19 protein-coding genes are annotated in these 20,822 nt (G+C 55.9%); 8 read left to right on the top strand and 11 right to left on the bottom strand.

What is annotated here, in order from left to right:
- Positions 1-547: 547 nt before the first annotated feature.
- The 6 genes from AB3175_RS04660 to AB3175_RS04635 form a co-directional block, all read right to left on the bottom strand.
- Positions 548-2,374, bottom strand: coding sequence for an NADH-dependent [FeFe] hydrogenase, group A6 (locus AB3175_RS04660; RefSeq protein ID WP_367359790.1), 1,827 nt, complete (start codon positions 2,372-2,374; stop codon positions 548-550).
- 91 nt (positions 2,375-2,465) lie between these two features.
- Entirely contained in the window at positions 2,466-5,525 is a 3,060-nt protein-coding gene (gene nuoF, locus AB3175_RS04655) for an NADH-quinone oxidoreductase subunit NuoF (protein WP_367359789.1), read from the bottom strand.
- A gap of 59 nt (positions 5,526-5,584) precedes the next feature.
- Positions 5,585-5,968 carry a ferredoxin gene (locus AB3175_RS04650; protein WP_367359788.1) on the bottom strand — a complete coding sequence of 128 codons (384 nt, stop codon included), beginning with the start codon at positions 5,966-5,968 and terminating at the stop codon, positions 5,585-5,587.
- A gap of 116 nt (positions 5,969-6,084) precedes the next feature.
- The gene (locus AB3175_RS04645; RefSeq protein ID WP_367359787.1) at positions 6,085-6,579 is read right to left on the bottom strand and encodes an NAD(P)H-dependent oxidoreductase subunit E; all 495 of its coding nucleotides are present in this window, start codon (positions 6,577-6,579) and stop codon (positions 6,085-6,087) included.
- Between the two features lie 25 nt (positions 6,580-6,604).
- Complete coding sequence (locus AB3175_RS04640) at positions 6,605-7,153, bottom strand: sensor histidine kinase (protein ID WP_367359786.1); 549 nt, start codon at positions 7,151-7,153, stop codon at positions 6,605-6,607.
- Between the two features lie 4 nt (positions 7,154-7,157).
- Positions 7,158-7,895: a PHP domain-containing protein gene (locus AB3175_RS04635; protein ID WP_367359785.1), complete on the bottom strand. Its 738-nt coding sequence runs from the start codon at positions 7,893-7,895 to the stop codon at positions 7,158-7,160.
- A 502-nt stretch (positions 7,896-8,397) separates the two neighbouring features.
- Between AB3175_RS04635 and AB3175_RS04630 the strand changes: the two genes are divergently transcribed.
- The 8 genes from AB3175_RS04630 to AB3175_RS04595 all read left to right on the top strand — a co-directional run bounded on the left by AB3175_RS04630 (position 8,398) and on the right by AB3175_RS04595 (position 14,483).
- A complete protein-coding gene (locus tag AB3175_RS04630; protein WP_367359784.1) occupies positions 8,398-8,763 on the top strand; it encodes a DRTGG domain-containing protein in 366 nt (121 codons plus the stop codon).
- Between the two features lie 7 nt (positions 8,764-8,770).
- Positions 8,771-9,229 (top strand): ATP-binding protein, encoded by a 459-nt coding sequence (locus AB3175_RS04625; protein ID WP_367359783.1) that lies wholly within the window; start codon positions 8,771-8,773, stop codon positions 9,227-9,229.
- Positions 9,230-9,243: 14 nt separating this feature from the next.
- Positions 9,244-10,608: a [Fe-Fe] hydrogenase large subunit C-terminal domain-containing protein gene (locus AB3175_RS04620; protein WP_367359782.1), complete on the top strand. Its 1,365-nt coding sequence runs from the start codon at positions 9,244-9,246 to the stop codon at positions 10,606-10,608.
- A 49-nt stretch (positions 10,609-10,657) separates the two neighbouring features.
- Positions 10,658-11,008, top strand: a complete 351-nt coding sequence (locus AB3175_RS04615) for a serine kinase (protein WP_367359781.1) — start codon at positions 10,658-10,660, stop codon at positions 11,006-11,008.
- 348 nt (positions 11,009-11,356) lie between these two features.
- Positions 11,357-12,148 carry a UDP-2,3-diacylglucosamine diphosphatase gene (locus AB3175_RS04610; RefSeq protein WP_367359780.1) on the top strand — a complete coding sequence of 264 codons (792 nt, stop codon included), beginning with the start codon at positions 11,357-11,359 and terminating at the stop codon, positions 12,146-12,148.
- A 151-nt stretch (positions 12,149-12,299) separates the two neighbouring features.
- The gene (locus AB3175_RS04605) at positions 12,300-12,899 is read left to right on the top strand and encodes a pyruvoyl-dependent arginine decarboxylase (protein ID WP_367359965.1); all 600 of its coding nucleotides are present in this window, start codon (positions 12,300-12,302) and stop codon (positions 12,897-12,899) included.
- Positions 12,900-13,549: 650 nt separating this feature from the next.
- Entirely contained in the window at positions 13,550-13,984 is a 435-nt protein-coding gene (locus tag AB3175_RS04600) for a universal stress protein (protein WP_367359779.1), read from the top strand.
- 64 nt (positions 13,985-14,048) lie between these two features.
- Positions 14,049-14,483 (top strand): universal stress protein, encoded by a 435-nt coding sequence (locus AB3175_RS04595; protein ID WP_367359778.1) that lies wholly within the window; start codon positions 14,049-14,051, stop codon positions 14,481-14,483.
- 51 nt (positions 14,484-14,534) lie between these two features.
- Here AB3175_RS04595 and glyS read toward each other — a convergent pair whose 3' ends face one another.
- The 5 genes from glyS to AB3175_RS04570 all read right to left on the bottom strand — a co-directional run bounded on the left by glyS (position 14,535) and on the right by AB3175_RS04570 (position 20,822).
- Positions 14,535-16,607 carry a glycine--tRNA ligase subunit beta gene (glyS, locus tag AB3175_RS04590; protein ID WP_367359777.1) on the bottom strand — a complete coding sequence of 691 codons (2,073 nt, stop codon included), beginning with the start codon at positions 16,605-16,607 and terminating at the stop codon, positions 14,535-14,537.
- 81 nt (positions 16,608-16,688) lie between these two features.
- Positions 16,689-17,567 (bottom strand): glycine--tRNA ligase subunit alpha, encoded by an 879-nt coding sequence (gene glyQ, locus AB3175_RS04585; protein ID WP_367359776.1) that lies wholly within the window; start codon positions 17,565-17,567, stop codon positions 16,689-16,691.
- A 227-nt stretch (positions 17,568-17,794) separates the two neighbouring features.
- Positions 17,795-18,574 (bottom strand): DNA repair protein RecO, encoded by a 780-nt coding sequence (gene recO, locus AB3175_RS04580; protein WP_367359775.1) that lies wholly within the window; start codon positions 18,572-18,574, stop codon positions 17,795-17,797.
- A 47-nt stretch (positions 18,575-18,621) separates the two neighbouring features.
- The gene (locus AB3175_RS04575; protein WP_367359774.1) at positions 18,622-19,902 is read right to left on the bottom strand and encodes a dihydroorotase; all 1,281 of its coding nucleotides are present in this window, start codon (positions 19,900-19,902) and stop codon (positions 18,622-18,624) included.
- Entirely contained in the window at positions 19,899-20,822 is a 924-nt protein-coding gene (locus AB3175_RS04570) for an aspartate carbamoyltransferase catalytic subunit (RefSeq protein ID WP_367359773.1), read from the bottom strand. The genes AB3175_RS04575 and AB3175_RS04570 overlap by 4 nt, the downstream gene beginning before the upstream one ends.

Genomic DNA, 20,822 nt, shown 5'->3' with positions numbered 1-20,822 from the left:
ACCCGCAAAGAATTATTTGATTGCCTTTTCACAGAAAAAGTTATCATTAGTTTATAATAACACTCGGAAATTAGAGATGTCAATCACTATGACAATGCTCCTCAAACTCAACTTCAGCTGCGGTAACCCATTTTGTGCGACATGTTGAAGAGTATGCGGAACTTGGCAAAAACGTCTCTTATACGGATGGGTTAAACCAAAAAAATGATCGGGAGGTAAAAAAGCACCATCAAACGGGAAGATCGATGATCTTTTGAACATGTTCAAAAAAAACCGGGATCAGCCTGGAAAATGACTCCATGGGGATTTGTCGAACTGTCAGCGGGGCTGTGATCACTGGTTTGCTCTCTTATTCAGTTCATGGACCGGAAATCTTAAACTGGGAAAAAGGATGAAAGGCGGGTACGGCGTGCGGAAATAACGTATCGACAGCAGAGGAAGAGATAAGGGGATAGAATAAACCATTCTTCCAGATTCCCAAAATTCCGGGTTTTGTCGTGCAATAACCAAAGGGGGTTTGACCGGACGGTCAAACCCCCTCCTGGAATCAGTGAACTCGCTGCTCCAAGTTTTCTGCGTGGTGTTCAGGCATCTCCGTCCCGCCCAACTTGACATCCTTGTGGGGAAGTTCGGTGCCCCGCTTTGTGTAGTGGGTGTGAAGAAGCCTGTGTGAAAGTTCTCCGTTTGGCTGCCCCAGGAAGGTCTCATAGGCCTTCCTGATTGAGGCGTTCTCGTGTGACTGCCGGTGCTCCTGGACCTCGGAGTCATCTTCGTAGAGCGCCTGGGAGCGCAGTGTACGGATTTCGTTTGTCGTCGGAATCGGCTCACCGCCGCCGGCGATGCAGCCACCGGGGCAGGTCATGAACTCGATGAAGGCCCAGTCCGCCTCGCCGGAACGGATCCTGTCGAGGATTTTTCTGGCATTAGCCATTCCATGGGCAACGGCCACTTTGACCTTTCCCAGTTCCCCCACCTCAAGAGCGGCTTCTTTAACGCCATCCAGGCCGCGGACGGGGGTCACGTCGAGACTCTGAAGGTTCTCACCCGTTACAACGGCGTAAACGGTCCTCAGCGCCGCTTCCATGACTCCTCCCGTGGCTCCGAAAATCGTTGCCGCACCGGTATACTCACCCATGGGGGCGTCGAAGGTTTCATCGGGCAGATTGACAAAGTCAATGCCCGCTTCCTTGATCATCCGGCCGAGTTCTCTTGTCGTGAGAACGTAATCCACGTCCCGGTAACCCGATGCGCACATCTCAGGCCGCTGGGCTTCAAACTTCTTTGCAGTACAGGGCATGATCGAGACGACGACCATGTCTTTCGGGTCGACTCCTGCTGTCCTGGCATAATAGGTCTTGGCCATGGCCCCGAACATCTGCTGGGGCGATTTGCAGGTGGAAATGTGATCAAGAAGATCCGGGTAGAAGTGTTCACAGAACTTGATCCAGCCTGGGCTGCAGGAGGTGATCATCGGGAGGGCACCGCCGGTCTTGACCCTGTGCAGAAGCTCCGTCCCCTCCTCCATAATGGTGAGATCTGCAGCGAAGTTCGTGTCGAACACCTTGTCGAATCCAAGACGCCTCAGGGCCGCGATCATTTTTCCAGTTACAAGGCTTCCGGGGGGCATTCCGAATTCCTCGCCCAGGGCCGCACGGATTGCCGGTGCCTCCTGAACGACGACATGCTTTGTCGGGTCCTCGAGAGCCTTCCAGACTTTATCCACATCATCTTTCTCATAAAGGGCTCCCACGGGGCAGACCATGATGCACTGCCCGCAGGCGATACAGTTGGTCTCCAGCAGGGGAAGATTGAAGGCCGGCGCTACCTTGACTTCGCTGCCGCGCCACGACGGGGTCAGGACGTTGACGGTCTGGACCTTATCGCAAACGGCGACGCATCGGTGGCACTGGATGCACTTGCGGCTGTCGCGCACAATGGATGGGCTCGACATGTCTATCATGCTTTCCCTCTGGTATTCCGGGTATGGGAAGCGCACTTCCCTCACTCCCGTAATTTCGGCCACCTTCTGAAGATCGCAATTTCCGTTGCGGACGCAGTGGTTGCATTCCGTGGGATGATTGGACAGAAGCAGTTCGACGACCATGCGGCGCGCCGTTCTCACGCGCTCCGTGTTCGTCCGCACGACCATGTTGTTCGCTACCGGGTAAACACAAGAAGCCACAAGGCTTCTCATCCCGTCGACTTCCGTGACGCAGACGCGGCAAGCGCCCGGAAAATGATCCAGCTCCTGGTAGGCGCAAAGGGTAGGAATCCTGATCCCCAGCTTCTTTGCCGCCTGCAGGATGGTTGTTCCAGGTTCAACTTGCACACTTTGGTTGTCTATCGTAACGTTTAACATTTCATTGGAATCCATACAATTTTATTCTCCTATCAAGGGACGCTCCCTGCAGGCAGGCCCTTTGGCTCATTCCTGCAGGGAGTGCTGAAACATTAAAATTTCAGGATCAGAGCTCCACATCACAGCGCAGGCACCGGGTCGCCTCTTTCATGGCGATCTCCCGGGCATATCCGAGTTCGACCTCCAGGAAATTCGACTTCCGGAGAGATGATTCCATCTCAGGCATCGCTGCCATGGGGCATTCCACCGTTTCTTCATCCATGACGAAGGGGATGGAGATTTCTTCTTCCGGCGGGGGCGTCCAGGCCGGTTCGCCATTCTTCTTCCGGATGGAGGCATCGATATCGTCGGCGGCCTGGTGTCCTGCCGCGATTGCCTTGATGACCGTGCTGGGGCCTGTGACAGCGTCCCCGCCGGCGAAAAACTTCGGGTTTGTCGTTCCGGAGCGGAACCCGTTGCCTGCTACATCGAAACAGGACCATTTGTTGACGGAAACGTTGCTTCCCTCGGGAACAAAGGTCAGATCAGGCGTCTGGCCGATTGCGGCGATGACGGTGTTCACGGCAAGGGTGAAATTGGACCCCTCGATCACGACAGGGCGCTTGCGTCCACTGGAGTCGAAATCCCCAAGGGTCATCCTCTGGCACTCGATCGCCGTGGTCTGTCCGTCTGATCCGATCACCCGCACAGGCGCGACGAGGTACTCAATTTTGATTCCTTCGTGTTCGGCCGCTTCGATTTCCTCCTTGGCGGCGGGCATATCCTCCCGAAGGCGACGATAGAGGATGGTGACGTCAGCCCCGAGCCTCAGTGCCGTGCGCGCCGCGTCGATGGCGGAATTGCCGCCGCCGATGACGGCGACCCGGTCGCCCAGCGATTTCTGGCTGCTTGTCCAGGCCGCTTCGTTCATGTTGAAATCGCGCAGGAACTCAACACCGCCCCAGACGCCCTTGAGGTCCTCGCCCTCGATGCCCATTCTCTGGCTCTTGTGGGCGCCCGGTGCAAGGTAAACGACATCAAAGTCTCTGTTCACGTCATCCCAGGAGATGTCGCGTCCGACTCGAACGCCGCACTGAATAGCTACTCCAAGTTTCCGGATGTCATCGATTTCCCTGTTCAGAATTTCCCGGGGCAGCCGGTAGGAGGGGATACCCCAGCTGAGCATGCCGCCCGGAGTGGGAAGCTCTTCAAATACCTTGACGCTGTAACCGCGCAGCGCAAGGTCCCTGGCGCAGGTCAGGCCGGCAGGGCCTGCCCCGATCACGGCGATCTTTTCCTTCCGTGTCACGCTGACAGGCTTGATGTCAGGCCGAGGTGCCTGATCCGTAATGTATCGCTTCAGGTACTTGATGGAAACGGGTTCATCCAGGGTCCCCCGGCGGCATTTGGTCATGCACTGGTGGTCGCAGACGCGGCCGCAGGCTGAGGGGAAGGGGTTTGTTTTCAGCAGCACCTTGTAGGCATCCTCCACCCGGTCGGCGCGAACGAGCGCAATGTAGGAAGGAATGTCCATCTCGATCGGACAGGTATGCTGGCAGGGTGACTTGAAAAGAGCTGTACAGACAGCGGCGCGGCATTTTTTGTCGCGGATGTGCTCCTCATACTCATCCCGGAAATACCTGAGGGTGGAAAGCAGGGGATTGGGGGCCGTCTGGCCCAGACCGCACAGGGCGGCATCCTTGACCGTGTAGGCCATTTCCTCGAGAAGTTCGATGTCCCCTTCCTTCCCTTTTCCATTGCAGATGTTGGTGAGAATTTCGAGCATCCTCTTTGTGCCTTCGCGGCAGGGAGTGCACTTCCCGCAGGATTCTTCCTTGCAGAAATCCATGAAGAAACGCGCCATGTCGACGGCGCACTTGTCTTCGTTCATGACGATAAGTCCGCCGGATCCCATGATGGCGCCCAGTTCGGCCACCTTCTCATAATCGACGGACGCGTTGAGGTGCTGGATGGGAATGCAGCCGCCGGAAGGACCGCCGAGCTGTGCGGCCTTGAATTTCTTGCCGCCGGGGATCCCGTTGCCGATGTCATAGATGATGGTTCCCAAGGTTGTGCCCATGGGAACTTCCACGAGACCCACATTGTTGACGTCGCCGGTGAGCGCAAAAACCTTCGTCCCCTTGGACTTTTCCGTACCCACGTTGGCGTACCATTCGCCGCCCCGCAGAACGATCTGGCCGATATTGGCCAGAGTTTCCACGTTGTTGAGCACGCTGGGTTTTCCCCAAAGGCCGGCCTCGGCGGGGAAGGGCGGTCTCGGACGCGGCATGCCGCGCTTGCCCTCGATGGAGGTCATCAGGGCTGTTTCCTCGCCGCAGACGAAAGCGCCGGCGCCCTGGTAGATCTCGATGTCGAAATCAAAGCCGGTATCCAGGATGTTGTTGCCCAGAAGGCCCATTTCGCGGGCCTGCGCAAGGGCCACGTTAAGGCGCTGGATGGCAAGGGGATATTCGGCACGGCAGTATATGTAACCCTTGTTCGATCCGATCGCCTTGGCGGCGATCACCATGCCCTCAAGAACGGCGTGGGGGTCCGCCTCCAGAACGCTGCGGTCCATGAACGCCCCGGGATCTCCCTCATCGGCGTTGCAGAGAACATACTTTGTGTCCCCTGTGAAGCGCTGGGCGAACTGCCACTTGAGCCCCGTCGGGAATCCTCCGCCGCCGCGGCCGCGCAGACCGGATGTGAGGACTTCCTGTACGATCTGTTCGGGCGTCAGTTCCGTGAGGGCCTTGGCCATGCCGGCATAACCGTCCCGGGCGATATACTCCTCGATGTTTTCCGGGTCGATGAGGCCGCGGTTACGCAGAACGCGGAGATCCTGGAGGGCAAAGAAAGGAATGTCCTGCATGGAGGGAATTCCCTCTTCCTTGCCCGGTTCCTTGAAGAAGAGTCTTTCCACGGGGCGTCCCTTGATAAAATGCTCTTCGACGAGTTCAGGGACATCCTCCGTCTTGATTTGCATATAGATGATACCCTCGGGGTAGACGACCATGATGGGCCCCATGGCGCAGAATCCGTTGCAGCCTGTTTCCACGACCTTGATTTCTTCCGACAGGTTGCGCTTATTGAGCTCGTCGATAAGGGCTTTCTTGACGGCAATACTGCCCGATGCGTGGCACCCGGTACCACCGCAGACAAGTGCGTGCGAGCGAAAAACTTTCATTAAATCTTATCCTCCTCTGTAAATGGAATCCACAATTGGGGACAACCGTCCCCGTCCCCCTACCGGACGATCTCGGCGCCTTTTGCGAGGACAAAGGGTGTCTGAATTTCACCTTCCATGACGTGGCGTTTGAAAACCTGCCGCATCTTGTTTTCATTCATCTTTTCGTATTTGATGGGTTCCTTGCCTGCCAGTTCCACGGTGACCAGGGGCTCCCGGCTGCACAACCCCATGCAGCCCGATGTGGTGACGATAACGTCCGACACGCCGGTTTCTTCCATCTCGCGCATCAGGGCGTCAAGGACTTCACGGGCGCCTGACGCGATGCCGCAGGTACCCATGTGAACGGTGACTTTGGCCCGGTGCCCGCCCTCTCTCAAAGCTGTCTGGGACTGAACTTTCTCTTTGATCTTCTTCAGATCTTCAATCTTCAACTTCGCCATTTTGTTTACCTCTTTCTCATAGCTCCCGGATTGAAGGTGTCAGGGAAAGGGGTGGAACGTTCCGTGCGTTCCTTCGTGCCCGATATCCACTGCCTTGAATCCATCAGGCCCGGTTGTTATTCGTACTCATCCAGAACCGTTTTCATCTTCTGCGCTTTGATCCGTCCGTGAACATTTTCATCCACCACGATGACCGGAGCAAGACCGCAGGCACCGAGGCAACGGACCGTCTCATAGGTAAAACGCCTGTCTTCCGTCGTTTCCCCTTCCGCAAGATTGAACTCTCTCTCCATGTTTTCCGCTAGGGCCTTCCCGCCGCGGCAGTAGCAGGCCGTTCCCAGGCAGACCCGCACCGTGTGACGGCCCCGCGGAGTCATCGTAAAGAAGGAATAGAATGTTACAACGCCGTAAACCTGGGACAACGGCACGTTTAGTCCCTCTGAAATTCTTTTCTGGACCGGGAGCGGGAGATACTCCAGGACCACCTGGGCCTCTTCCAGGCAGGGAATCAGCCCCCCTGGCTTTCCTTTGAAGCGGGCGATGATCTCGTCCAGCTTTACCACCTGTTCTTCTGTAAACTCTTGAAGTAATTCGCTGTTGCCGTTCTCCATGAAACCTCTCCTCTCTCAGGGGAAATTACACCGCTGCACCAATGTCCCGCAGCCCCTCCGCAATCTGCTCACGGAGGAAAGCTGTAACTTCAGGATGATTCAGCGGAACATCCTCTAATGCTTCTTTTATGTTTCTGGTGTCGAGCAGGTAGATCCTGCCCTGCACTTCGTGCCTGTAAATAAAGTCGATGCCGGGATTGCCCACGATGATCGCCATCAGGACCGAAACAATGTCGCCCATGGGTTGACGGTCGATGTGCCGATGCCCGAACTCTGCTGAAATTGCTGTTCCCACCCCGGGCCTCGATTTCAAAATCATTTTGCCCCCCGACCGTTCCGCCGCGTCGGACAGAAGAGGGAGCCCCATCCCTATCCTTCTCACCTTCTTTGTCGAATAGAATGGATCCATCGCCTTTCTCTGCTCTTCCGGCGACATGCCATGTCCGTTATCGGTGATCCGCAGCAGAAAAAGGTCCCTGGCCTCGTCTTCCCGGACCTGGATGCGGACCAGGCCGGCCCCCGCGCGGATTGAATTTTCGACGATGTCCAGAATATGAAGTGCCAGTTCCAGCAAGATCCTACTCCGCGATGTAGCGGCCTCCCGTCTTCTTGAAGGCCATTTTCAATTCCGATGTCGTTGGTTCTTTCATGAACGCCCTGGTGATTCCCCTCCCGATGTCGCCGATCACATGGGAATCCGAAGATTCTATGAAGGCAAACCGTGCGAGCTCTGGATAAAGGAGACGCGCCTTGGCAATTCCTGTGCGGCTTGATATTTCAAGGGCGTCGAGCGGGATGTCTTTGGGGATGAATCCGAGCTGCCCCAGGATGCTGAAGCTTTCCCTGTCGATGTGGGCGGCTATGGCGACCCCGTTCCGGTTGTGGATTTCGTCCACAACCCGCTGAAGAGAAAGCTCTGTCGATCCGATCAGGAGCCGGTCGCTCAATCCTTCCACTTCGTCATGTTCGTTGACGATGGCCTGGCATCCGAAGTATTTCTCGTCGTTTTGTCCGGGCAGGTGGCGGTAGACAAGTTCCTGCAGTGAATGCAGATTTTCCATCTTATCAAAGAGCCCGAGAACGTGAACCTCTTCGCTGCTCGTGATTTCCATGCCTGCAAAGACGGTCAGCCCCGTTGTTTCCGCAGCCTTCATGACATAGAGAACGTTTTCCGATGCGTTGTGGTCGCAAATGGCAATGATATCGAGGCGTTTTGCAAGGGACATGGCTACGATGGCCCGGGGATACATATCAAGATCAGCGCACGGTGAAAGGCACGTATGAACGTGAAAATCGCAGCGGAACTCCCGGATCATCGGCGGAAGTCCCCGTGAGCTTTCCCTGTTATCCCCGGGGCAGGGCGCACTGAGAACGAACAAAAAAGGCGGTCCACACCTTGGTGGGCTTTTTTACTATCAATTCCCGGTTTAGTCAATTGTTTAGTCATCATTTTATGATTAATAATTGAAAAGGAATCAACAAATCAATCACTAATTAACGGAAGCCTGAAGTGCTTGCTTATTCTACTGTTTTCTCTACAGGCATTCTGCTGTCCATCCGGTCCCGCAGTTCGATGGGCACGGAAACTTCCCCACCCGTTTTCCGCCGCGGGCTTTGCTGAAAAAAAAAGCGTTCAGGACAGTAGAACCCTGCGTTGTGCGGACAATGATTGACAAGAGATTCATAATGCTCTATAGCCGTTACATTGAAAATAAGGGTAATGTATGGTGCATGATCTCTGCTCGGGGGGAAGTGCGGCACAGCCTTCACCCCGGGTTCGGATTGGTTGCCAAAACAAGCTTCTGCGGGATATCGTACATGAGAATAAGGGATATACAGGAAATTATTGAAGCGCAGTTGCTTTGCGGAGATGACTGCCTTGACCATGAGGTAAAGGACTGTTTCGCCTGCGACCTCATCAGCGAAATGCTCCTTCATCTCAAACCCGGCTCGCTCCTCGTCACATCGCTGCTCAATGCCCATGTCGTTCACACGGCCCATGTCATGGACGCCAGTGGCGTGGTCTTTGCCGGCGGGAAGAAGCCCAATGAGACGATCATCGTCAATGCCCAGCAGAATGGGATTCCTATCCTCTCGACATCTCTTCTGATTTATGAATGCTGCGGCCGACTTTTTATAAAGGGTGTTCACCAGGAAGATCTGAACCTGGTCAGCGGGGATTGACGGACCTATGGCGGCCAGCGATGCTTCCACTCCCCAGATTACCCTGGAATTTCCCATAGAAGAAAAGGATTTCTTCATGGCCGGAGAGTCTGCATCGCGCGTAAAAAAAATATTGCAGCAGCTGGGCTTAGGCCAGGATATCATCAGGCGGGTAGCCATCATTATCTACGAAGCGGCCATGAATGTCGCGATCCACGGAAGCCATGGGCAGCTTGAAGTCCATGTTGACCCGGTGGCCATCTACGTTAAGACGGCGGATGAAGGGGCCGGAATTCCCGATATTGAGCTGGCCATGTCGGAGGGATTTTCCACAGCCTCTGACGAAATACGGGAGATGGGCTTCGGCGCCGGGATGGGGCTTCCAAATATCAAAAAGAACTCAGATGACCTGTCCGTTGAATCGAAGATCAATGAAGGGACCATTCTGAGAGCCACCGTTTATTTGAATTCTGTGACCGGTCCTTAGGGGGTGGAGTTGCTATGATGCAGTATTTTCATTCCGTGAAGCTCAACGTCAAAAAATGTATCGGCTGCACCATCTGTATCAAGCACTGCCCAACGGAAGCGATCCGGGTGCATGACGGGAAAGCCGCCATTATGGATGAGAGGTGCATCGACTGTGGAGAATGCATCAAGTCATGCCCCCACCATGCCAAGTATGCCCACAGCGACACGCTCAAAAAGCTTTCCGAGTATAAGTACAACATCGCATTGCCGGATCCGTCATTTTTCGGGCAGTTTAAAGAGGGCGAGAACATTGAGGACATTCTTCAGGCCTTTCTGAACATCGGTTTCGATGAGGTATTTGAAGTTTCCCTTGCCGCTGAAATCGTCGCTTACATCGTCAGCCAGAAACTCCGGAGCTCAAAGATAAAGAAACCCATCTTTTCCACCTCCTGTCCCGCCGTTCTCCGCCTGATGCAGATCAAGTTTCCCGGCCTTCTGGAGCAGACAACCCAGGTCCTCTCTCCGATGGAGATTGCTGCACGCATTGCCAAGGATGAGGCGGTAAAGAAGACCGGGATCGCCTATGACGAGATCGGCGCCATCTTTATTTCACCGTGCCCCGCAAAGGTGACGGAGGCGAGGCAGCCCATCACAACGAAGCATTCCGCTGTCAACGGTGTAATCGGTGCCCACCTCATCTACCGGGACATCATTAAAAATCTCCACAAAGGGCCGGTCGATCAGGAAGCACAGGCACAACAGCGCAGTCTCCATAAGGCGACCAAAAAAGGCATGTCCTGGGGATACCTGACCGGAGAACCGCAGAGCATCGAAGTCGGAACCACGCTGGCGGTAAGCGGGGTTCAGAATGTCATGAGTCTTCTTGAAGAAATAGAGCGCGGTGAACTGCAGGATGTCGATTTCATCGAGATGAAGGTTTGCGATGCAGGATGTGTGGGCGGCCCCCTGAACATCCAGAACAGCTTTGTCGGGAGAGTCCACCTGAGGGGCCTGATCGCCCGTGCGGGCGGACAGCCATCCTACTACAGCGAGGAAGAGCTTCGTGACATGTACGGGAAAGGACACTTCGAATCCACGGAGCCGATCCTGCCCCGTCCCATTATGACCCTGGACGAGGACGTGGCCATGGCGCTCGTGAAGATGGAGCGCCTTGATCAAATTACAAAAGAGCTTCCCGGACTCGACTGCGGTGCCTGCGGCTGTCCGAGCTGCCGGGCGCTGGCTGAGGACATCATCCGGGGAACAGCCTTTGAAACGGATTGCGTAATCAAATTGAGAGATCGCATCAAGATCCTGGCCCAGGAAATTCTCTACCTGGCCCGTATCGTTCCGCCCTCCATGGCGGCGGATCATCCGGAGAAGAAGGAAGGCGCATAAAAGCAACCCCGGCCTGCTTGATGATTTCGCCGGCGGCATCGAAAAACCTATGGGAGAGATAAGAAAGATGACCCTTGCCGAGTTGATCGGGAACATTCGTTGTGAAGCAATAACAGGTGACATCAACATGGACCGGGAGATTCGAACCGGTTACACATCGGATCTCCTGTCCGATGCCATTGCAAACATTGAAGAAGACTCCGTCTGGATCACCATGCAGAGGCATATCAACATCCTCGGGGTCGCCAAACTGAAGGATGTGGTCGCCATTGTGATTCCCCGAAGCCTTCAGGTGGAGCAAAGCGTCATCGACAAGGCCCGCGAGGAGGGCATTGCAATCCTTCGGGGTCCGCAGACGGCCTTCGAGATTTCGGCGCTCATTTACAACGCCTTGAGATAAATTCGTTTCGCCCGGCGGAAACACCGCTGGTAAGCTGCCGGCCTGAATTCTCCGTTTCCGCAGAGGGGGAGGACCGGTGCGGCGTTTCAACGGTGTTTTCCCTCGCTGTAGCCGAACGGCCGGGTGCGCTCATGCGGCAGGGCTCCCCTGACTGTCCTGCAGCAGGGGCTCCCGCAGACAGCAAAACCGACTCTTCCCGAAACTTCGCCATCAGCCCACATCTGCTTCCAGAGCCTGAAAAAAAATCACCTTTTTCCAGGTGATCCTTTATGCTAATGAAAAGCCCCTCCGGCACCCCAGAGGCTCAACAATCGAAAACGCACCAGGCGGAAGGAACCTTCGGCATTCATGAAAGCCCTCTTTATTGCTGATGCGCATCTGAAAAGCAGCCATGATGATCATTATCGGAAACTGATGGTGTTTCTGGATAATCTGGTTTCCACCGTCCATAGTGAGCATCCCCTGGAGACCTCATCGGGGAGCCATCCGCTGATCCCCGTGGACGATCTCTATATCGGTGGGGATTTTTTTGATTTCTGGTTTTGCCGGGGCGGGAGGGTTTACCCTGAATTCGTACCCGTCATAAAGGCGTTGACGGCAATCCGCGATCGGGGAATTCGCGTCCATTTCGCAGAAGGAAACCACGACTTTTTCCTGGCCGATTATTTTACAAGACTGCTGGGCATGGAAGTCTTTCCCGAATGGGGCACATTGATGCTGGATGACTGCAGGGTCCTTTTTTCACATGGCGACACGGTGGATCGGGAGAACCTGAAATACCTGCGCCTCCGGAAACTGTTGCGGAGTTCCCCGGCCTACCGGCTCCAGCGCCTCCTGCCGCTGCCCCTGCTCTGGAAGATAGCCGGCGCCAGTTCAGCGGCAAGCAAACAGTCCGTCCGATTCTCCGAAGAAAGGCTCACGGAGATTCTGCACGGCTATGCCGAACGTAAAATCCGGCAGGGCTTTGACGCCGTGATTCTTGGACATTGCCACCAGCCCCTGATGAAGGAGTATTCCATCGGGAGCCGCAGAGGATATTCCATCACCCTGGGGGACTGGATCCGTCATTTTTCCTACCTGTATTACGAGGACGGAATTTTTGAAATCCGCTTCTTCGGTGATGAAGCCGGGAAGGGATGAGCTATTGCAACTGTTTGAAAATATAAACTAATAATTTATTTCCACGAAAATAACATAATGCTGGACATATCGTTAATGATGTGTTAGTCCGCCCACGGATTTGGTTAGGAACCCGGGGAACGGCTGCGGGGGCATGTTGACCCATCGCAGAATGTGCCCCTGGCGGGGCTCAGGAAAACAGTACGGTAAGGAGTGGATCAACGTGAACAGCCTTGTGCCGAAAAAAATATTTTTTACCAAAGGTGTCGGGACGCACCGGGAAGAGCTGCACTCCTTCGAATTGGCCCTGCGGGATGCCGGCATTGAAAAGTGCAATCTCGTTCAGGTGTCAAGCATCCTGCCTCCCGGCTGCAAGGTTGTTTCCCGGGGGATGGGGTTAAGGGAGCTGAAGCCGGGGGCGATCACCTACTGTGTCATGAGCCGCTGCAACAGTGACGAGCCCAGACGCCTGCTGGCCGCTTCCGTGGGCTGCGCCATTCCCGCCGACCGCAATACCTATGGTTATATCAGTGAATATCATGCCTTCGGCCAGACGGAACGCCAGGCAGGCGATCACGCGGAGGATCTTGCCGCGGCCATGCTGGCCTCCACCCTCGGGATTGACTTCAACATCGATGAAAGCTGGGATGACAAAAAAGAAATCTTTAAGATCAGCGGAAAGATCGTCGGCACGAGAAACATCACCCAGTCCAGCATCGTCAAGAACGGGGGGCACACCACCGTCGTCGCCGTTGCCGTTTTTCTCTTTTAGCCCGTTGGTTCTCCGGGTATTGGGCGGAAAGCACCCCCTCCTCGGCCGCAATGGTTCCATCGCTGCCCATTTCGGATAAAAATCCGTCTGTTTGCAAGCCGGCTGCAGAATCACCGAAAGCGGAATGAACATTTCCGGAAGCCCTGTTTTTGATTCCATGACACGGAACGGTCAAGATGGAAGGCCAAGACAGACAGGTCAAGGCGCTCCTTTGCCACGACGCCGACCCGCCCAAGATCCTCCCCCGGCAATATCGCCTTGAATTTCACGAAGAAGAAGCGTATAAAATGATATAGTATTTCAGTCCTTTATGCCTGTGAAGCCCCTTCCGGACGTTTTGGCGGAGATCAAAAAGCGCGTTGATTTCCTCTTCGCCCGGCGGCCTTGGCCATTGATCCTGTTCCCTCTTTTCCGGAAGATTCTGCCATGCTCTCGGGGTGGAGCATCAGGGACTGAAGAGATCCCTTTATTGAGGGAGCGGAAAAGCAGGTTGCCGTTTTTCGTTGTGACCATTTTAAAATACCCGGGTCTGGAACAAGAGAAGCTTTGGGTGATTTTTTGAAGGCAGGGCGGAAGCGTTGAGGACGGCGGCAGGATATCGGGCAGAAACGATGAACGCGATAACGTCACACAAAAAAGGAGGGAAGGCCATGTTTGATCGCATTCTGTACCCCACTGATTTTTCCGATGTGTCGATGAAAGCCGTAAATTATGTCAAACAGTTGAAGGACGCGGGCACAAGAGAGGTTACGGTTCTGCATGTAATCGATGAAAGGACTCTGCTGGCGCCGGATGTTCTGAGCGGCATCGATTTTATTGCCTTGCAGGATGAGCTGAGACGGATTGCCGACGAGGAGTGCAATAAAATTGTGGAGCAGTTACGGGAAGGGGGGCTCTCCGCCAAGTTCATTGTAAAAAATGGAGTTCCTTTTCTGGAAATTCTCAGAACAGCGCAGGAGGAAAAGGCTTCCCTCATCGTGATCGGATCTCACGGAAAAAGCAACCTGGAGGAAATGCTGCTGGGCTCCGTTTCTGAAAAGGTGATCCGTAAAGCTGTCCAGCCGGTTCTGGTGATCAAGCGTTAAGGAGGAGGCGCAGAGGGCGTCTGAAGAAAGGTTGTCATTGCCATCAAAAAAGGAGGAGAAGATCATGTTTGAGCGCATATTGTACCCCACCGATTTTTCTGATGTATCCATGAAAGCCGTTCGTTACGTCAAGCAGCTCAAGGACGCAGGCGCAAAAGAGGCCATCGTCCTTCATGTGATTGACGAAAGGTCCCTCGTTCTGACGTCACACGAAATTGCCATTGACTTTGCAGCCATTGAGAACGAACTGAGGAAGGCCGCCGATGAGAGGGGCAACAAGATTCTGGAAGAATTGAGGGAAAGAGGGCTGGAGGCCAGGTTGAAGATCGTAAAGGGGAATCCCTTTAAGACAATTCTCAAAACAGCGCAGGAAGAGGACGTTTCCCTGATCGTGATCGGGTCTCACGGCAGAAGCAACGTAGAGGAAATGCTGCTGGGGTCGGTCTCCGAAGCGGTGATCCGCAAGGCCGTCCGCCCGGTCCTGGTGGTGAAGAGGTAGGATGCACCGGGGCGCGTTGAAGGAAAACCGTTCGACGCGCCCCGATTTTTTTCAGGATGCCGTCACGATTTTCGAGAAGTCGGCAATGCGGCGGAAGAGGGAAAAAAGAGCCTCCAGAAGCGACAGCCGATTGAAGCGGATGGCTTCCTCCTCCACCATGACCATCACTGATCCGAAGAACCGGTCGATCGGCTCGCGCAGGGCGGCGAGTTCCAGAAGTGCGGCAGGATAATCCTCCTTCTGCAAAGCCTGGAGAACTTTATCGCGGGTTTCAATAAAGGTCGAATGCAGCAGGATCTCCTCTTCCAGGTTGAACAGTGACGGTTCGATGCGGCCCTTTCCGAATTCCTTCAGGATGTTTCCGGCCCGCTTGAAGGCGATTGCCAGCGGTTCGTAAGCGGGATGCGTTTTGAAGGTTTCCATGGCTTCAATCTTCTGGATGACCTGAACGAGGTCGGAGAATCCCGCGGCAAGAACGGCGCTGACGACGTCCTGGGGGTGACCCTGGGAAATCAGCATATTTTCGAGCCGCCCCCGGAAGAACTCCAGGACATCCTTCGCCGTTTCTTCCGCCGGGCGCGTCATCTTTCCATCCAGGATGGCCAGGCTTGTACTCACCAGGTCCTCCAGCATAAGGGGATACCGCTTTTCAAGGATGATGTTGATGATGCCCAGCGCCTGGCGGCGCAGGGCATAGGGATCCGCCGTGCCGGTGGGAACCAGGCGGACGCCGAAGAACCCGGCAATGGTGTCCATTTTGTCCGCTATGCTGACGATGGCGCCTTCATGGGTTTCAGGAAGATTTCCTCCGGCGGTGACCGGGAGGTAATGCTCGTAGATCGCCTTGGCCACGGCGGGATCTTCACCGGCCAGCAGGGCGTACTCTCGGCCCATGATCCCCTGAAGTTCTGAAAATTCGCCAACCATCTGGGTGTCCAGGTCGGCCTTGGCCAGCAGGGATGCGCGATCCACCCGGTCTTTCAGAGAGGGGCCGATGCGCTCGGCGATATAGGCCGCAAGTTTTCGAAAGCGCTGAACCTTTTCGTAGGAAGTCCCCAGCAGTGTGTGGAAGACGACCTGCTGGAGCCCCTCGACGCGGTCCTCAAGGGGCGTTTTCTGATCTTCCTCAAAGAAGAACTGGGCATCGGACAACCTCGCCCGGATGACTTTTTCATTCCCCCGCTTTACAACGGCGGGGTCCCGGGCCAGGGTATTGTTGACCGTGATGAAATAGGGCAGCAGCTGACCCGCCGAATCGACGACGGGGAAATATTTCTGATGGGACATCATGGAGGTGGTCAGGACCTCCCCGGGAAGGTCCAGGTATTTCCGGTCAAAGCTGCCGCAGACAACGGTGGGGTACTCCACGAGGTACGTCACCGTTTCCAGCAGATCGCCGTTTTCCAGGATGCGGCCGGATACGGCGGCTGCGGCTTTGCGCGCCTCCTCGAGAATGATCCGCTTGCGCTCCCCGGGATCGACCATTACAAAATGGTCCCGTGTCCCTTCGAGATATTCGGACAGGTTGGAGACGGGGAATGCCTCGGGCTTCATGAACCGGTGCCCCCGGGACAGGTTTCCGCTCTCAATGGTTTCAATCCGGAAGGGGACCACGGCGCCGCCGTACAGGGCAAGAATCCAGTGGATCGGGCGGGCGAAACGGAAGTCCAGGTCTCCCCACCGCATGGACTTTTTGAAGGAAAGAGACGCCACCAGCCTGGATAGGATTTCCGGAAGCAGGGAAGCGCTGTCCTGGCCGGAAATGTGTTTGCGGATGCAGAGGTATTCCCCCTTGTCGGTCGACAGGGTGCCGACTTCTGAGATGTCGACGCCCTGCCCCTTTGCAAAGCCCAGGGCCGCCTTGGTGGGATTTCCCTGGGAATCAAAGGAGACCCTTTTCGCGGGGCCGAGCTTTTCAATCAGCTGATCCTCCTGCCTCTCGGCCACATCGGCCACGGCCAGACAGAGCCGTCGGGGGGTTCCGAAGGTCCGGATCGTTCCGTATGAAATCCGTTCATCGGTCAGCGCTTTGCGGATCAGTGAACTCATGTCGTTCAGCGCCTTGGGAATAAAGGCGGCAGGAATTTCCTCCGTCCCTATCTCCAGCAGCAGTTCGTTGCTCATCTGACTCTCCCATCTTTTCATCGTTATGGATTGCTTTTCAAAAAGCGTCGTGTTGGATTTCTTCGAAACCAGACCCCGGCTCTAGGCTTCTGCTCTGTTCAGCAGGGGAAATCCCATGCGCTCCCGCTGACGGATGTATCCTTCGGCGGAAAGCCTGGCCAGGTTTCGGACTCTTCCGATGTAGCTGGTCCGTTCGGCCACACTGATCGCTCCGCGGGCGTTGAGGAGGTTGAAGGTGTGCGAGCATTTGAGGCAGTAGTCGTAAGCGGGAAGAACCAGGTCCTTCTCCGCCGTCCGGATGGCTTCCGCTTCATAGGCATCGAAGAGTTTTCTCAGCATGTCCACGTCGGCAATTTCGAAGTTGTAGGTGGAGAATTCCACTTCGCCCTGGTGATGAACATCTCCATATTTGATGTTCTCACTCCATTGTAGATCATAGACATTGTCGATCCCCTGGATATACATGGCGATGCGTTCAATGCCGTAGGTCAGCTCAGCGCAGACGGGCTTCACATCGATGCCGCCCACCTGCTGGAAATAGGTGAACTGGGAGATCTCCATGCCGTCCAGCCAGACTTCCCAGCCCAGGCCCCAGGCCCCAACGGTGGGTGATTCCCAATCGTCTTCCACAAAGCGGATGTCATGATCCAGCGGATCGATGCCGAAGCTACGGAGAGAGTCCAGGTAGAGATCCTGGATGTTCAGGGGCGAGGGCTTCATGATGACCTGATACTGGTAGTAGTGCTGCAGGCGGTTCGGGTTTTCGCCGTAACGGCCGTCCGTCGGCCGGCGGGACGGCTCCACGTAGGCCACATTCCAGGGTTCCGGACCCAGGGCCCGCAGGAAGGTGGCGGGATTGAAGGTCCCTGCACCCACTTCGATATCGTAGGGCTGCTGAATCACGCAGCCCTGATTCGCCCAATAGTGTTCAAGGGCAAAGATCAGTTCCTGAAAAGTCACCTTGTGCCTCCTGTGCTTTATTGCATATTCCCATTATTTTTAAGAAGTTCCGGCGGCTACCTAACATGATGAGGTCTTCGTGTCAACACGAAAAAGCCGCGCTACCCGATTCCGCCGCCGGGAACGTTCTCCTTCGGCGACCGGATCGGACCCCTGGCCTGCCTCTCCGGGCGCCGGCGTGCTGCCGCGCTTTGCCTCCGGCGGTCACGTGTGATCCGGGACCGGGTTTACACGCCCATTGACTGGATTTCGTCAAGAACCTTGAGGGACTTCAGCTCCTTTCCGAGGATATGGCCGATAAAGAGGGAGAGGAGCGACTTGCTTTCCCGGGCGGTCTGCCCCGAGAACAGGATCCGCTTCATCTTTCCCGCTTCGATTTCCTTCCCGAGAAGGAGGGTCTTGATGGTGCCGAGGGAAACCGGCAGGATGTTGGAATCCGGCGATTTGGAAAAGCAGGACCGGCAATGCAGGCCGCCCTGGGCGATGCTGAACACGTACTGCTGCCGCGAATCCAGGGGCGAGTTGCACAGGATGCAGCGGTCAAGCGCCGGTGCGAAACCGGAAAGCTTCAGGTGACGGATCTCGAAGAAGCGCAGAAGTCGTTCCGAGGTGTCCCCCTCTTCAATAAGCGACAGAAAGGTCTGCAGATGCAGGAAGAGTTCCGGATCCGTTTTCTCCTCTGAAGAGAAATGATCGACGAGATCGATGAGATACGAGGCAAGAAGGGTTCGGTCCAGGGATTTGCGGATTTGAGGATATTCATTGAGCCGGTGGCAGCTTTCCAGCCAGGCCAGCTGATCCCGCTGCTTCCGGGCGAAAAGGAGGGAGGAACAGCAGAAGGGCTCAAGAACATTGACAAACCGTTTACGGCTGTTTCTCGCCCCCTTGGCGATGGCGGTCAGCTTTCCGAAATCCCGGGTGTAGAAGGTCACAATCAGATCCGAGTCGCCGTAGTTCAGCGCCTTCAGAACGATTCCCTCGGTTTTGTGAGTGGCTCGAGCATTCATGTCTGAACATTCAAAGAGGACGCTGCCGGCTTCGGGCGGGCCGCCTCCTAATCTTCCGAATAAACGACTCTCCCTTTCACCAGGGTCATGAGCACTTTCCCCTTTAGCGTCCAGCCGAAGAAGGGGGAATTTTTCCCTTTTGAACGCCAGCTGAGGGGGTCGACGATCCAGCTCCTGTCGGGATCGAAGACCGTAATGTCCGCGTCGGCTCCCGGAAGGAGCGCTCCCCCCGGGATGTTCAGGATCTTGGCCGGATTGGTGCTCATCTTCCGGACCAGTTCCGAAAGGGTCAAAAGCCCGTCATCGACGAGCCTGAGGCTCAGGGCAAGCGCCGTTTCAAGGCCGGAGATGCCGCTGGCGGCATATTCAAATTCCACCTCCTTGTCGGTGGCGGCATGGGGCGCATGGTCCGTGGCGATCACATCGAGGGTGCCGTCCCGCAGTCCTTCCCGGATGGCCTTCCGATCCAGGGGGCTCCTCAGGGGGGGATTGACCTTGAAGGAGGGGTCAAAATCCCGAAGGGCTTCGTCCGTCAGGGTGAAATAGTGGGGCGCTGTTTCCGCCGTGACCGGGATTCCCCGTGCTTTGGCGTCGCGGATCATCCGTACGGATCCGGCGGAGCTCACATGGGAGATGTGCAGGGCCGCCCCGGTATATTCGGCGAGAAGAAGGTCGCGGGCGATCATCACCTCTTCGGCCAGAGTGGGGATGCCGGGAAGCCCCAGCTCCGTGGAGATCCGCCCCTCGTTCATGAGGCCGCCGGCAGACAGCGAAAGATCTTCGCAGTGGGGGATAATCACCAGGCCCAGCGAAGAGGCATATTCCAGGGCCCGTCTCATGAGGCCGCTGTCCACGACGGGCTTTCCGTCGTCGGAAAAGGCGACCGCGCCGGCCTCTTTCAAATCGCCGAATTCTGCAAGGGTCCTTCCCTCGGACTTGAGGGAGATGGCGGCTACGGGATAGACATGGACAAGGTTGCACTCCCCGGCCCGCTTCACGATGTATTCCGTCACGGCCCGGCTGTCGTTGACGGGGTCGGTGTTCGGCATGCAGGCGATTGAAGTAAATCCCCCGGCCGCAGCCGCTTCGCTGCCTGAGCGGATGGTTTCCTTGTATTCATACCCGGGTTCCCGCAGATGGGTGTGCATGTCCACAAGGCCGGGCAGAACGACTTTGCCCGCAAGGTGCACAACGCGTGTTTCTCCTGTGGTGTCGTCCATGGAATCCGCGATGGCGGCAATCTTTCCTTCCTCGATGAGGATATCTTTCACACCATCGAGATTCCGGGAGGGGTCGACGACTCTGCCTCCTTTCAGCAGTATGCTCATTCTATGGCTCCTGTCAGAAGATAAAGAAGGGCCATCCGGACGGCGACCCCGTTGGTGACCTGTTCCAGAATGACGGAGTTCGCCCCGTCGGCTATTTCGGGAGAGATCTCCACGCCGCGATTGACGGGACCAGGGTGCATGACCAGGACATCCGGTCTGGCCCGTTGGATGTTGTCCCCGTTCAGGCAGTAAAACGCGGAATATTCCCGAAGGGAGGGAAAGACGCTCCGCTGTTCCCGCTCCGTCTGAATCCGGAGCATCATGACCACATCCGCGTCTTGAAGGGCCTCCTCCAGGCGAAAGGATACCTTGACCCCCAGTTCCCGGATGTCCCTCGGCATCATGGTGGCGGGGCCTGCCACAGTCAGATGGGCCCCCATTTTGTTCAATCCGTAGATGTTGGAACGGGCGACGCGGCTGTGGGCGATGTCGCCGACGATGGTCACGTTCAACCCGGAGAGGGTGCCCTTGCGGCTCCGTATCGTCATCATGTCGAGCAGCGCCTGGGTGGGGTGCTCATGGGCACCGTCGCCGGCATTGATGATGGACTGTCTGACCAGCCGGGCCAGCATGTGAGGCGCTCCGGCGCAGCTGTGGCGGATCACGATCACGTCCGGATTCATGGCTTCGAGGTTCCTTGCTGTATCCGCCAGGGTTTCCCCCTTGACCAGACTGCTCGTGGAGGCCGAGATATTGATGGTGTCGGCGCTCAGGCGCTTGCCGGCGATTTCAAAGGAGGTGCGGGTCCGGGTACTGGCCTCGACAAAAAAATTGATGATCGTTTTACCGCGGAGAGTCGGCACCTTTTTGATGTCACGCGTGGATACCTCGAGAAAAGACTCCGCCGTGTCGAGAATCAGGGATATTTCCTCCCCGGATAGGTCCTTGATCCCCAGAAGATCCTTACGTTCCCACTTCAT

This window comes from Syntrophus sp. (in: bacteria) (genome assembly GCF_040768185.1).
GTDB classification, from domain to species: Bacteria; Desulfobacterota; Syntrophia; order Syntrophales; family Syntrophaceae; genus Syntrophus; species Syntrophus buswellii.
Note: the sequence above shows the minus strand (reverse complement) of the source record. Positions and strands in the feature narration are given on the sequence as shown.

What these genes read in the sequence shown, in the direction of transcription:
- AB3175_RS04660 (WP_367359790.1), bottom strand. Translation starts at nt 2,374, where the DNA reads ATGGATTCCAATGAAATGTTAAACGTTACGATAGACAACCAAAGTGTG.
- nuoF (WP_367359789.1), bottom strand. Translation starts at nt 5,525, where the DNA reads ATGAAAGTTTTTCGCTCGCACGCACTTGTCTGCGGTGGTACCGGGTGC.
- AB3175_RS04650 (WP_367359788.1), bottom strand. Translation starts at nt 5,968, where the DNA reads ATGGCGAAGTTGAAGATTGAAGATCTGAAGAAGATCAAAGAGAAAGTT.
- AB3175_RS04645 (WP_367359787.1), bottom strand. Translation starts at nt 6,579, where the DNA reads ATGGAGAACGGCAACAGCGAATTACTTCAAGAGTTTACAGAAGAACAG.
- AB3175_RS04635 (WP_367359785.1), bottom strand. Translation starts at nt 7,895, where the DNA reads ATGATCCGGGAGTTCCGCTGCGATTTTCACGTTCATACGTGCCTTTCA.
- AB3175_RS04630 (WP_367359784.1), top strand. Translation starts at nt 8,398, where the DNA reads ATGAGAATAAGGGATATACAGGAAATTATTGAAGCGCAGTTGCTTTGC.
- AB3175_RS04625 (WP_367359783.1), top strand. Translation starts at nt 8,771, where the DNA reads ATGGCGGCCAGCGATGCTTCCACTCCCCAGATTACCCTGGAATTTCCC.
- AB3175_RS04620 (WP_367359782.1), top strand. Translation starts at nt 9,244, where the DNA reads ATGATGCAGTATTTTCATTCCGTGAAGCTCAACGTCAAAAAATGTATC.
- AB3175_RS04615 (WP_367359781.1), top strand. Translation starts at nt 10,658, where the DNA reads ATGGGAGAGATAAGAAAGATGACCCTTGCCGAGTTGATCGGGAACATT.
- AB3175_RS04610 (WP_367359780.1), top strand. Translation starts at nt 11,357, where the DNA reads ATGAAAGCCCTCTTTATTGCTGATGCGCATCTGAAAAGCAGCCATGAT.
- AB3175_RS04605 (WP_367359965.1), top strand. Translation starts at nt 12,300, where the DNA reads ATGTGCCCCTGGCGGGGCTCAGGAAAACAGTACGGTAAGGAGTGGATC.
- AB3175_RS04600 (WP_367359779.1), top strand. Translation starts at nt 13,550, where the DNA reads ATGTTTGATCGCATTCTGTACCCCACTGATTTTTCCGATGTGTCGATG.
- AB3175_RS04595 (WP_367359778.1), top strand. Translation starts at nt 14,049, where the DNA reads ATGTTTGAGCGCATATTGTACCCCACCGATTTTTCTGATGTATCCATG.
- glyS (WP_367359777.1), bottom strand. Translation starts at nt 16,607, where the DNA reads ATGAGCAACGAACTGCTGCTGGAGATAGGGACGGAGGAAATTCCTGCC.
- recO (WP_367359775.1), bottom strand. Translation starts at nt 18,574, where the DNA reads ATGAATGCTCGAGCCACTCACAAAACCGAGGGAATCGTTCTGAAGGCG.
- AB3175_RS04575 (WP_367359774.1), bottom strand. Translation starts at nt 19,902, where the DNA reads ATGAGCATACTGCTGAAAGGAGGCAGAGTCGTCGACCCCTCCCGGAAT.
- AB3175_RS04570 (WP_367359773.1), bottom strand. Translation starts at nt 20,822, where the DNA reads ATGAAGTGGGAACGTAAGGATCTTCTGGGGATCAAGGACCTATCCGGG.